We start from the raw sequence: 11,610 nt of genomic DNA on the forward strand, positions 1-11,610 counted from the left end.
CAACTTTAAAGAACTTTTCTACATTTTATTGTAGAAAGGTTCTTATATTATTATATCAAAATTAAATAACTGTAGGTTTGAAATAAAGTCACGCTGTTTATAAAAAGTTTGATCAAACATTCAGTATTGCTGGATTTTTTGTTCTATAATCGTGTCATATCCTTGAATAACAGGTTGGATTGTATAGAGAAGAGATTGTGAAGAAATGTACTTAAAGCTAACAGTGTAGGTTAGTGCGATAAACAACCCTCCATTTATTTCCTTAATAAACAAACAAATTGAGAAGATAATAGTTTTCAGGAGGTGATAAAACATGAACAATAAAAAAGAAGTTACAAATATAGAGAACCTCGGACAAAATTCTTCCCTTGATGGAGACGATGGATTCGGCGGGGAATATAGTCGAGAAGGGGAGACAGCTTGTATTGGTGAAGGCACGTGTGTAAGAAAACCCACAAGTCTATATTTTCCATCCGATAATAGTTAAATAAAAAAAGAATAACCCTTAGTTTGAAAAAGGCTTCACAAAAGCTCATTGAACTTTTGTGAGGCTTTTAGGTTTTTAAGATTTAAGGAGACAGCTTCGTAAATTGTAAATATACCTCTTAATTAATATCCTCGTTGTACCATTCACCAAGTATTGTGAATGCTGATGGTTCTAAAATTGAAAAAGGACAAGAACTTAGATTTGAATTCCTAAAAGAAGATTTTAAACCCGGCTCTAAGTAATAGTATTTTGGATTCTGGATTAATAGTATGTAGACAAACAATGTGGAAATGCTGGAATCGTTAGCAAAAAGTTAGGCGGCAATAATTATTTCTTAGTTACAGACTTAAGTACTCTCAATAATTTATTCTTATCTTCTTTTTTTTCTTGAATTAACTATTATCATAATAACTATTGCAAGAAAGGTCCCTAACCAAACCATTGACATATCTTTTTGTGAATTAAAGGGATCGCGATGAAGTCCTAGGTGCTTTTCAGGATTATTGGGATGAGTTATTTTATGCACCCACATTTCAATAATCTCAAAAGTCCCGCTAAGGGAAACAATCAATGAGAAGATGAAAATGTATAGCCAAAAGGTATGCAGCTTCGTATATTGGGATAAAAGCTGCTTTATTGGATAGGCCATTAATAGTCCATAACCAAAATGGACTATCAAATCATAGTATTTTCCTTTTATTTCAAATGAATCTTTCAACCATTCGTCTATTGGTGTCTTTCCATAATCATAATGCGCACCAAAGGCGTTCATAAGAAAAAACAGGGCAATTAACAGATAGGAGAAATTACTTAACTTAAGCCTTTTGTAGAAGATGGAAAGAATTATTATAATAAGCCCCATAGGAATATTTTCTAGTAAATAATACGTCCAATTAGCAGGACGTATTGCAGTTAATATCCACCCAATTAAAAATAAAAAAATAATAATTTGTAAAATTCGATTTTTTTTAAATGGAAGGTGGTTTTTATTAAATAGCACATACTTCTCTATTTGTTCGGAATTTTGTGTAGACATTAAATTTTCTCCTCTGCATTTATATATTTATCGTTAAAATGCACAAATGAAATTAAAAATATGCCTGAAAATGTGAAAGATAGGATAACTTTATTAAGAATTCATGATATACAATTAAAAAAGTTCCCTATCGAAGCAAAGAGAAAATTGGGGAATGAAAGCTCAATTTAAAGCTTTTTTAAGAATTTTGGATGTTTTTATATGTTCACCATCAATCAGCAAAATAACCGCAATCAGGCAAAAATCTAGATTACATTGACTTGTTAATTCTAGTTACATCTTTTATCAAAATTTATATATATATTTTGAAATTCATGTATAATAAGAGTTTATTATTTTATACATAGAAAGGACGAATATACTTGATTTCACAATGTAAACGAGCAGCAAAACAGGCATTACAAGGTCGATGGTGGTTTATGGTTGGAGCTGGATTAATATTAACTATGTTGAATTCCATACCAAGCTTAATTTCACCAGCAACATATGTTGATGAAGAATCATTAACTGCATTACAGCAATTTATCGATTTTACTACTCTTATTTTATCTATATTATTAATTCCACTAAGTGTTGGATGGTTTTGGCTTACTTTAGAAATAACAAGAAATAAAAATGTAGAAATGGCAATGTTGTTTGAACCATTTTTTAAAATGTTTTGGAAAAGTATCTGGGTAAGTATTGTTATAGGATTTTTTACTTTTTTATGGACTCTTTTGCTTATTATTCCAGGAATTATAAAAGCAATATCTTATTCATTTACTCTGTATATTTTGAAGGATCGTCCAGAACTTCCAGCAATACAAGCAATAACAGAATCACGCAAAATGATAAATGGATATAAAGGAAAAGCTTTTCTTTTAAGTTTATCTTTCATTGGTTGGTTTTTATTAGGAATTATAACTTTAGGATTAGGATTCTTATTTATATATCCCTACTATTCAGTGACGTATGCTCAATTTTATGAAGAAGTTAAAGGTAAACAAAATGATATAAAAGTTGATGAATAAAAATATTTCAAATTCTAGGATTTTATCTTTACGGAAAAAAATTTTATAAGGTGTTAAGAGAAGAGAAAGGACTTTTAAGTTCTTTCTCTTTTTGTTGCAAAGCAACCGCACGACAAATGATAGTTTGTATAATTTCACCCTTCTTCTCTTTGTTCATCATGGACTATCACAATGGAGTGTGGCAGTTCATATGATGAATAGGGTTTGTTAACCAATTTAGGATATAATAGGAGAGTTAAAAGGAACAGGGGAGGTTTTTGAGTTGGCGAGAAAAACAAAGAAAGAGAGACTACGAGAACTGGACGAGCAGATGGCAAAGATTAAGGATAGAAAGCGACAGCTTGAAAGCCGGATGAGAGAGAAAGAGCGAGAACGAAACGACTGATTGAAGTCGAAGCTATTTTTGAGAAGTATTTTGATATTATTGGAGAAGATCAGGCCGAGAAAATAGCTTATAGGATGAAAGAAATTGTAGAAAAATATAAAGAGAAATTATTAGATATTGATGTAGAGAAATCAAAAGAAGCAAATAAGATAATTTATAAAATGAACAAGAAAGAGCAAACAATATGAAATTAGCAAGGAAGAGAGAAAAAAGGATGAAAAAACTTTTACTTATTATTTTATTATTAATGGTCACAGGTATTGGGGTATATAGCATTATTGCATTCTCTAATTCATCTAAGTTACCTTCCCCAATTCCTCCAGGTAAACCACCTTCTCCAGTTATAACAGTAGGAGATATAATTATTCCTACTGAACAAGGAACATATTGCTGGAGTGGATTTATGAATGCAATATGTGTAGATATGATTTCTCCACCTGGTATTGTGAAAAACAGTGATTTGAAACCAGTTATTGTTTCTCCTGAAGCCAAATTAAATATAAGTTTTAAGGATAAACCTAAAGCAAACACTTTGACTGTAACTAGATGGATTAATGATGAAGAAATGGTAGAGGCAAATTTAAAAGGGAATACATTAATCGTACCTAAAGAGAAAGGTGTTTACATATATGATGTTCATGCAAGATGGGAAAAGGGAGATTCAACATCTGTATTTGTTATTGAAGTTCAATAAGTCACTAATTTAAACATTAATATTGTATATTAATATATAATTGTGTGTAATTATACATAATATTAATGTGGAGTGGAGTTTATTGGAGCTTATAATGGAATCGACAGACTTAAAAGATTATTTGAAAGAATTGAATGTAGTAGATTTTTCGGATCCTTTGATTAAGGAAGTCGTTACTGAATTGTTTAATGATGAACAGACAGAAATTGAAAAAGCTAAGACTGCTTTTGAGTTTGTAAGAGATAAAATATCTCATTCTTGGGACATTCGAAGTTCAAAAGTTACTTGTAAAGCTTCAGATGTACTTAAATATAAAGAAGGTATATGCTATGCAAAATCAAATTTATTGGCAGCTTTATTAAGATCGCAAGGTATACCGACGGGTTTTTGTTATCAAAGACTAATGCTATTCGATATACCAGATAAGGGCTACTCGCTACATACACTAAATGCAGTATTCCTTCATTCACTAAACCGATGGATTCGCTTAGATGCTCGTGGAAACAAACCCGGAGTCCAAGCCGAATTCTCGATAGATGAAGAAATCTTAGCATTCCCAATTCAAGAAAGTTTTGATGAAGAAGATTATCCAATTATCTTTTTTGAACCAAATGCCAAAACGATTGCAACTTTAAATGAAAATACAAATGCATTAGAAATGTATAAACACCATCTACCTGATATTTTATAAATATACATTTCTTAAACACTAAGACTTCTTTAACTAATAGATGCTTTAATTCAATAAATAATTAAAGGGATCTTTCGATGAAAGATCCCTTTTAGCTTTGTAAAATGTCAATTATATTAACTAGATTGATATAAAGTAGTCATTTGAAACTTAAGGATCTTATTCAACTAGTGGAGCAGTCTAAAATAATAATATAATTGGTTTTTATAGTAAAATATTCAATAAAAGATATAAGGAGGATTATTGTGGAAAAAACTTTAGTGAAAACTGCTATATATTCATTTATTACTTCTTTTTCATTGTTGTTAGTCTTGATACAAAGAGTTAGGTATACAACAGATGTAAATGGAATGGGTTCAGTTGAAGAGACATCTTATCCGGATTTTTTCTTTATGATTCTAAAGTACTCAATAATGGCTACATTCATTATAGTGATATTTATGTTTTTATATAAAAAATATAGAAACTAGAGAATTTGTAATGATTAATTGTTTATTTTTTAATATGCTAATGGATGTTTTAATTTAATAAAGGACTAAAAGGATCTTTAAAAAGATCCTTTTTTACTTTGTAAATGTCCATTATGTTAACTAGATTGATATAAAGTACGTATTTAAAATATATAAAAGCCTTGTTTAATTAACAAGGCAGATTAATTGGTGAGTTTCTGTTAAATATTTGAAACTAACTAGAGTTTTAACCGTAAATATTCAATCATTATTTGATTAAGTTAAATCAAAAGCTTCTTCTAATGCAGCTGTATCTTCAAAGAATTGAAATAACTTAATCTTTTCTTCTTCAATTTCACAAACTGCTGCCCAATCACTCTCAAAAGCTTTTCCAGTTACTTGGACTTTGATTCGAAAACTTCCCCATGCAAATGCTGTATCTTGATCACCGATTATTTTATTAATAACAAATACTTCTATTTGATATACTTCAGCTAAAATATTTAAATATTTTTCAACTCCCTCTTTACCTTCATATATTCCATATAAAGGGATTTCGTCAGATGGCTCTTTTTTAAGAATAATAAATTTTGCTTCATCGTGAACTATTTCAATCACTCTATCAATTTGTTTACTACCTAATGCATTATAATAGTTGGCTAAAACCATTTGGGCATTATTCACTATTTCAAAATTCCTTTCATTATATTGTCTTTGTCCTATTACTCGGTAAATTAGTAAAAATAACAGAAAATGGGGAGGGAGAAAATTTCCCACTACAATTTTACAAAGAGATTTTTAGACAAAGCAGACTCTCATCTCTTTTTTAAAAAGATAGGGGGTTCCCTTCTCCAATTCTAAATACACCTATATTTCTAAACTTTTCATAACGTTGTTGTATAAGCTCATCTAAAGATAATGATAACAATTCTTTAAGAGAAGATTCGATTGTAGATTCAATCATTTTCGCTTGTGATTCTATGTCATTATGTGCTCCACCTTTAACCTCAGGGATTAAAGTATCAATAATTCCTAATTCTTTTACATCTGGTGCAGTAATTTTCATATGTTCAGCTGCTTTAATAGCATGTGCAGAATCTTTCCATAGTATAGAGGCGGCAGCCTCAGGAGAAATAACTGAGTACCATGAATTTTCTAACATATGTATATGATTACTAACACTGATACCAAGGGCTCCACCACTTGAAGCTTCGCCGATTACAATAGATATAATTGGAACTTTAAGATTGCTCATTTCAAAGAGATTCCGAGCTATGGCTTCTGATATTCCACGTTCTTCAGATTCCTTTCCAGGGTACGCTCCAGCGGTATCGATAAATGTGATAATAGGACGGTTAAATTTTTCAGCTTGTTTCATAAGTCTTAGAGCTTTTCTATAACCTTCAGGATGTGGATATCCAAAATTTCGTTCGATACTTTCCTTCGTATTTCTCCCCCTTTGTTGACCGATGATAGTAACGGGTACTTCTTTATACTTGGCAATTCCACCTATTATTGCTTTATCGTCTCCATAAAGTCTATCACCATGAAGTTCTAAAAAGTTTGTAAACAATAGAGGGATATAGTCCAATGTTGTAGGTCGATTTCGAAGTCTTGCAATTTGAACTCTTTGAAAAGGGGTAATATTTTCATATATTTCATCTTCTAATTTTTTTAAACGTTCTTGTAATTTATCGATTTCAGACGATAAATTCAGATTGTTTTCTATCATAAACTTCTGTAATTCAGAAATTTTTTTTCTTAACTCAATTATAGGACGCTCGAAGTCTAGACTCATGTTTGACCTCCATTTCTAGTGTGAATAATTGTGAATAAAAGAAATTATATTTTGAAAATTAAATACTGTTTTTAATGTTCTTCATTTGTTTTGCATGTTAAATCGGAAATAGATTTAATAAGTAATTCGAAACCATCAACAACCTTTTTTTGTTCCAGTTCGGATAAACTCATTAGAACATTTTGATAAAATTCAACTGATTGTTCTCTTATTTGATGAAAGGTTATTTGACCTTTATCTGTCAGAGAGAGGTGAATTTCCCTTCTGTTTTTCTCATTTTCTTCACGACAAACTAACCCTTCTTTTATCAATTTATCTACTAATCGGCTCACTGACGAACGCTCCAACATAAGTTTATTGGCTAATTCCCAAACAGTTAGCTTGGTGGATTCTAATTCTTCTAATGCCATTACCTGGGAAACCGATAAAGGTCTTCCTAAAGGTTTTTTGAGAGAATCCATAAACCCAAACATTCTTACAAATTTCATGATATCTTTTCTTAATTTTAGAGCTTCTTCTCTTTTCAAACGTATCTCCTCCTATAATGATGTACTTTACATCTAATGTATTATACATGAAAGGTTCATTAATAGAAATAGGGGTTCCTCTTACAATTGAAGATCCTTTTTTTGCCGCCGATAATATGCTTTATGTTAATTAGGACAAATATTTTTCATCTTACTTAATAAAATGAAGAGAAATAATAGTGAAATTAGGATTAATAGTATATATAATGAAAGGGGTTTTAGTTTGAGGTTTGTTGAAGACGTAGCAGGTTCTATATATGATATTTTTAAATTTATTATAAGATCTATTAGTTATTTACTTGTAGGAATGATAATTGTGGCAGTTCCACTTTATTTAATTGTTTGGATAGTTGGTGTTTTTCAATAATTTATCTAATTAAAGGGATCTTTAATTTTAAAAGATTCTTTTTATTGCTTTAAATGTGGATTATGTTAACTAGATTGTTATAAAGCACTTATTAAGGTATTTTAAATTCTTATTCAACTAAGTAGTGGATTGCTTTATGAGATGGATTAAATTAAATAAATATCAAAGGGAGATTAAATTCTTGAAAAAAAGGGATTTGACATTTTTAATTATTTTAATAATATTGGTTGTTGGGTTTTCAATTTATCAATTTAGCAATACTTTATATGGGAATGATAAAGAGTCCATTGTTAAAGTTATTAAATCAATTAAAGGATATGAAGATAAATCAATTGAAATTTTAGAGATTAAAGATTTCGATGATGTAAGAATTGTTGGGTTTCTATATAACGATAGACCAGCTTATATCGAATTCCATAAAAATAATAGAGGTAATTATAAATGGAGAAGTATTGAGGATAGACAAGATGAAACATTAAGTTCTTTTCTCCCTCTTCTCCCTAACACCATAAGACCTAAACTTATGTATGTGTCTAACCACGAAAATAAAATTACTGAAATACAAGTAAATATAGATGGGCATTTAGTAGAACAAGAAATTCTCCCAAAGAAGGCTATGATTACTTGGATCGATTTTCCCAAAAAAGATAAAAAGGATTAGACATTTCAAAATTATAAATTTTACGATTTAAAAAGGAGTTTAACCCAAGATAAGAGTGATTAGATTTTTGAAATAAAGGATACATTAAGTTAATAAACAACTAAAAGGTTTTTCAATTGGAAAATCCTTTTTTAATTCCTGAAATCTGTATTTTGTTAACCGAAGTGATATAAAACATTATAGTTATTAGAGTTTTTCCACATCTGATTTTCTCTTTATTTTCCAAATCAAGTTTGTAATAAAGGCACTAAAAGCCCCTAAAGCAATTAAAGAGAAAATAATTTGAAACAATATAAAGTTCCATGTATTTTCAAAAGAAAAGAGTGTAATCTTACCTGAGTCCATAATATCAACAACTATAAAGAATAAGATGACTATAAAGAATACTTTAGTGAATTTTTTATAAAAATAATTTTTATAACAATTGTCCATTTTCTCACCTGAATATCATTTTAATTTAATTATACTCATTTTTCACTTTGTAAAATGTCTATTATGTAAACTTAAGAAATTAAAACCCTTTTATTTATGATTTATTTTTTGATAGATAACAAAAATTAGAAAAACATTTAATTAACAGGACAGCCAATTTGAATATTGACTTAAAATCCCTATATTGTTAATATATACATATAAATAAGTGAATAGTTTTAAAAGGGAAGCACCCTAAGTAGTGATTTTATCACGATTTAGGGTGCTTCCCTTTTTTACTGTCATCATAAAGAAGAGAATCATCTATAAGATATCCCATGCGATTATGTTAATCCCTGTATTTCTTGCTATTAATGCACCCACTATAAGAGCTGAGTCTGCTACAGAATGATATGAATACCAATTGCTTCAAGAAGAACAGTCCGTTATCGAAAAGGAACAACAAAAAGAAGGAATCCAAAAAGAAAGAAGCAAGCCCTTTCTCTTATTGTTTATCGCAGACATTATACCAAACTCCATTGTGGTAGTATATAATGAAATGGGATCATAGACCAATTCAGGATATAATAGGATGTACAACAGACATAGGGAAAGGTTTTTTGAGTCGGCGAAAAAAACAGAGGAAGAGAGACTGCGAGAATTGGACGAACAGATAGAGAAAATTAAGGCAAGAAAGCAGCAGCTTGAAAGCCAGATGAGAGAGAAGGAGCGAAAAGCGAGAACGAAACGACTAATTGAAGTCGGGGCTATTTTTGAGAAGTATTTTGATATTGTTGGGGAAGATCAGGCGGAACAAATAGCTTATGGTATGAAAGAACTGGTAGAAAAGCATAAAGAGAAATTATTAGATATTGATGTTGAGAAATCAAAAGAAGCAGATAAGATAATTTATAAAACAAACAAAAAAGAGCAAACAATATGAAATTAGTAAAGAAGAGAGAGAAATGAATGAAAAAACGATCACTTATTGTTTTATTATTAATGGTCACAGGTATTGGGATATATAGCATTATTGCATTTTCTAATTCATCTAAGTTATCTTCCCCAATTCCTCCAGGTAAACCACCTTCTCCAGTTATAACAGTAGGAGATATAACTGTTCCTACTGAACAAGGAACATATTGCTGGAGTGGATTTATGAATGCAGTATGTGTAGATATGATTTCTCCATTTGAGATTGTGGCAAACAGTGATTTAAAACCGGTGATTGTTTCACCTGGAGCTGAATTAAATATAGCTTTTAAGAATAAACCTAAAGCAAATACTTTGAGTGCAACTAGGTGGATTAATAGAGAAGAAGTAGAAGATGCAAATTTAAAAGGGAATACCTTGATAGCACCTAAAGAAAAAGGAATTTACATATATGATGTTCATGCAAGATGGGAAAAAGGAGATTCAACTTCTGCATTTGTTATTGAAGTTCAATAAGTTTATATTTAATGACTATAAATAGTCAGCAGATTAAGCTGCTTGATGTTGCCTTCAAGGCAACATTTTTTCATTAAATGAACTGGTAAAGTATTTTCGATACATGTAAAAATTCTACCTTTCTTCTTAGCCGCATGAAGACTCTATGATTCTTAGGGATAACAGTTAAAAAAGCTCAAATGTGTGAGAATAAAGGAGTAAAATGGAAATAAAGCAAATGTTATAACAATACAACTTCTTTGTATGTTATTTCTATATTCAATGAGGTGACATTATGAAAAAAGTTCTATTATTTTTAGTTCCAATTTTATTATTAATCGTAGTAATTACATTTATTTATTTTGATGACGGAAAGCAAGTAGAAAATTTCGACTTAGGTTATAAAATAGATGAAGAATCTCAAAAAATGGAGAAAACAAAAGAACCTTTAGACTTAGAGAAAAAGATTTTAGTTTCAGTGGATTATCAATATCCAAAGGACATGAATAATGAAGAATTGGTGATGAGAAAGTTAATTGTAAAAAAATCAAAAACTGAGGAAATAGTTTTTGAGAAACATTGGGAAGAAGATAATATTACTTCTGGATATAGCTTTTCACTTGATATAACTAAATTAAATAAAGGTACATATAAAATTCAACTTTATAAAAATAACAAGTTAGTAAAAGAAAAAACATACGAATTTAGTTAAAAAATAAAGGGCTATACGAAAAATCGAGAAAATGAAAGAAAAAGAGAGATCGGCCTTTTGTTTTCTAGACCTCATTTTTTCGTTATTTCCCAACCAAAAAATCGCTGAATTTGCCCGAATATGGGTGAATTCAGCGATTGACTCGAATTTTAACTTTGTAAAATGTCAATTATGTAAACTAGAGGTATATAAACTGTAGATTTTTAAAAATAAGGAATCATTAGTTGAATAATTATTTTATAAGCCATCTAGCCTGCCTACAACATTCTGGAACAATCTGATAAGAGGTTGTTCCTTTTTATTTATACTCTAGATTACATATGTTCATAGAAAAACTATTGTTTTTTCAAACCAGATGAAGGTTAGCTTCGTCTAAAATATGTGAGAGGGTGATAACTAGTTGAATGGACTAAAACAATTGGCGGTGACAGACGAAAGTATGTTGGACGAGAGAGAGCAGATAATTGATCAATTAATGCATGAATATAGCGATGATATCCTACATCTCGTATATACATATGTTAAAAACCGAGCTACAGCAGAAGATTTAACGCAAGAGATATTTATAAAGTGTTATGAAAAGTTGAATCAGTTTAATCAGCAGGCAACAATAAAAACTTGGGTATACCGTATTGCTAGTAATCATTGTAAAGATTACTTAAGAAGCTGGCATTATCGAAAAATAATGCTCAGCGACAAAATTTCGGATTATTTACCTTCGAAATCAAAACAGGTTGAAGAGGAAATTATCAAGAACAGTGAAGAAAACATCTTAACTAATGCTGTCATGAATTTGCCTCTAAAGTACAGAGAAATAGTATTTCTGCATTATTATGAAGAACTTTCTTTAGCAGAAATAAGTAAGATTACTACAGTTAATATAAATACAATAAAAACCAGATTAAAGCGTGCGAAAGAACTATTAAAAGACAAGATGATAAAGGAGGTTTAGGA

14 protein-coding genes are annotated in these 11,610 nt (G+C 29.9%); 10 read left to right on the forward strand and 4 right to left on the reverse strand.

The genetic code is table 11. The features are described 5' to 3' along the window. Positions 1-313: 313 nt before the first annotated feature. Positions 314-487: a hypothetical protein gene (locus tag BFA01S_RS22250; RefSeq protein ID WP_156483525.1), complete on the forward strand. Its 174-nt coding sequence runs from the start codon at positions 314-316 to the stop codon at positions 485-487. A 370-nt stretch (positions 488-857) separates the two neighbouring features. Here the strand turns inward: BFA01S_RS22250 and BFA01S_RS03705 are convergent, their stop codons facing one another. Beyond that, complete coding sequence (locus BFA01S_RS03705; protein ID WP_066225918.1) at positions 858-1,523, reverse strand: DUF2238 domain-containing protein; 666 nt, start codon at positions 1,521-1,523, stop codon at positions 858-860. A gap of 362 nt (positions 1,524-1,885) precedes the next feature. On the opposite strand from BFA01S_RS03705, the gene BFA01S_RS03710 reads away from it, so the two are divergent. The 4 genes from BFA01S_RS03710 to BFA01S_RS03720 all read left to right on the forward strand — a co-directional run bounded on the left by BFA01S_RS03710 (position 1,886) and on the right by BFA01S_RS03720 (position 4,303). Further along, the gene (locus BFA01S_RS03710; protein WP_066225920.1) at positions 1,886-2,533 is read left to right on the forward strand and encodes a DUF975 family protein; all 648 of its coding nucleotides are present in this window, start codon (positions 1,886-1,888) and stop codon (positions 2,531-2,533) included. Between the two features lie 262 nt (positions 2,534-2,795). Beyond that, entirely contained in the window at positions 2,796-2,918 is a 123-nt protein-coding gene (locus tag BFA01S_RS23390) for a hypothetical protein (protein ID WP_268874804.1), read from the forward strand. Positions 2,919-3,132: 214 nt separating this feature from the next. Further along, positions 3,133-3,612: a hypothetical protein gene (locus tag BFA01S_RS03715; RefSeq protein ID WP_066226093.1), complete on the forward strand. Its 480-nt coding sequence runs from the start codon at positions 3,133-3,135 to the stop codon at positions 3,610-3,612. 82 nt (positions 3,613-3,694) lie between these two features. Beyond that, positions 3,695-4,303, forward strand: a complete 609-nt coding sequence (locus BFA01S_RS03720) for a transglutaminase-like domain-containing protein (protein WP_066225923.1) — start codon at positions 3,695-3,697, stop codon at positions 4,301-4,303. A 725-nt stretch (positions 4,304-5,028) separates the two neighbouring features. Here BFA01S_RS03720 and BFA01S_RS03730 read toward each other — a convergent pair. The 3 genes from BFA01S_RS03730 to BFA01S_RS03740 form a co-directional block, all read right to left on the reverse strand. Then, positions 5,029-5,436: a nuclear transport factor 2 family protein gene (locus tag BFA01S_RS03730; RefSeq protein ID WP_066225930.1), complete on the reverse strand. Its 408-nt coding sequence runs from the start codon at positions 5,434-5,436 to the stop codon at positions 5,029-5,031. Between the two features lie 142 nt (positions 5,437-5,578). Next, on the reverse strand, positions 5,579-6,550 hold the full coding sequence (locus BFA01S_RS03735) for an acetyl-CoA carboxylase carboxyltransferase subunit alpha (RefSeq protein WP_066225935.1): 972 nt from the start codon (positions 6,548-6,550) through the stop codon (positions 5,579-5,581). A gap of 71 nt (positions 6,551-6,621) precedes the next feature. Further along, complete coding sequence (locus BFA01S_RS03740; RefSeq protein ID WP_066225937.1) at positions 6,622-7,077, reverse strand: MarR family winged helix-turn-helix transcriptional regulator; 456 nt, start codon at positions 7,075-7,077, stop codon at positions 6,622-6,624. Positions 7,078-7,580: 503 nt separating this feature from the next. Here BFA01S_RS03740 and BFA01S_RS03745 point away from each other — a divergent pair. The 5 genes from BFA01S_RS03745 to BFA01S_RS03770 all read left to right on the forward strand — a co-directional run bounded on the left by BFA01S_RS03745 (position 7,581) and on the right by BFA01S_RS03770 (position 11,608). Next, positions 7,581-8,105 (forward strand): hypothetical protein, encoded by a 525-nt coding sequence (locus BFA01S_RS03745; RefSeq protein WP_066225940.1) that lies wholly within the window; start codon positions 7,581-7,583, stop codon positions 8,103-8,105. Between the two features lie 1,003 nt (positions 8,106-9,108). Next, positions 9,109-9,459, forward strand: coding sequence for a hypothetical protein (locus BFA01S_RS03755; RefSeq protein ID WP_066225946.1), 351 nt, complete (start codon positions 9,109-9,111; stop codon positions 9,457-9,459). A 26-nt stretch (positions 9,460-9,485) separates the two neighbouring features. Continuing rightward, entirely contained in the window at positions 9,486-9,965 is a 480-nt protein-coding gene (locus tag BFA01S_RS03760) for a hypothetical protein (protein ID WP_156483526.1), read from the forward strand. A gap of 274 nt (positions 9,966-10,239) precedes the next feature. Next, the gene (locus BFA01S_RS03765) at positions 10,240-10,656 is read left to right on the forward strand and encodes a hypothetical protein (protein ID WP_066225949.1); all 417 of its coding nucleotides are present in this window, start codon (positions 10,240-10,242) and stop codon (positions 10,654-10,656) included. Positions 10,657-11,095: 439 nt separating this feature from the next. After that, positions 11,096-11,608, forward strand: a complete 513-nt coding sequence (locus tag BFA01S_RS03770) for a sigma-70 family RNA polymerase sigma factor (protein ID WP_066226098.1) — start codon at positions 11,096-11,098, stop codon at positions 11,606-11,608. Positions 11,609-11,610 lie beyond the last annotated feature (2 nt).

Source organism: Metabacillus fastidiosus NBRC 101226, assembly GCF_001591625.1.
In the GTDB taxonomy this organism is placed as follows: domain Bacteria; phylum Bacillota; class Bacilli; order Bacillales; family Bacillaceae; genus Metabacillus; species Metabacillus fastidiosus.

Excerpts from the sequence above, each read along its gene's own strand:
- BFA01S_RS03705 (WP_066225918.1), bottom strand. The coding sequence starts at position 1,523 with ATGTCTACACAAAATTCCGAACAAATAGAGAAGTATGTGCTATTTAAT.
- BFA01S_RS03770 (WP_066226098.1), top strand. The coding sequence starts at position 11,096 with ATGTTGGACGAGAGAGAGCAGATAATTGATCAATTAATGCATGAATAT.
- BFA01S_RS03715 (WP_066226093.1), top strand. The coding sequence starts at position 3,133 with ATGAAAAAACTTTTACTTATTATTTTATTATTAATGGTCACAGGTATT.
- BFA01S_RS03735 (WP_066225935.1), bottom strand. The coding sequence starts at position 6,550 with ATGAGTCTAGACTTCGAGCGTCCTATAATTGAGTTAAGAAAAAAAATT.
- BFA01S_RS03745 (WP_066225940.1), top strand. The coding sequence starts at position 7,581 with ATGAGATGGATTAAATTAAATAAATATCAAAGGGAGATTAAATTCTTG.
- BFA01S_RS03755 (WP_066225946.1), top strand. The coding sequence starts at position 9,109 with ATGTACAACAGACATAGGGAAAGGTTTTTTGAGTCGGCGAAAAAAACA.
- BFA01S_RS22250 (WP_156483525.1), top strand. The coding sequence starts at position 314 with ATGAACAATAAAAAAGAAGTTACAAATATAGAGAACCTCGGACAAAAT.
- BFA01S_RS03760 (WP_156483526.1), top strand. The coding sequence starts at position 9,486 with ATGAAAAAACGATCACTTATTGTTTTATTATTAATGGTCACAGGTATT.
- BFA01S_RS03765 (WP_066225949.1), top strand. The coding sequence starts at position 10,240 with ATGAAAAAAGTTCTATTATTTTTAGTTCCAATTTTATTATTAATCGTA.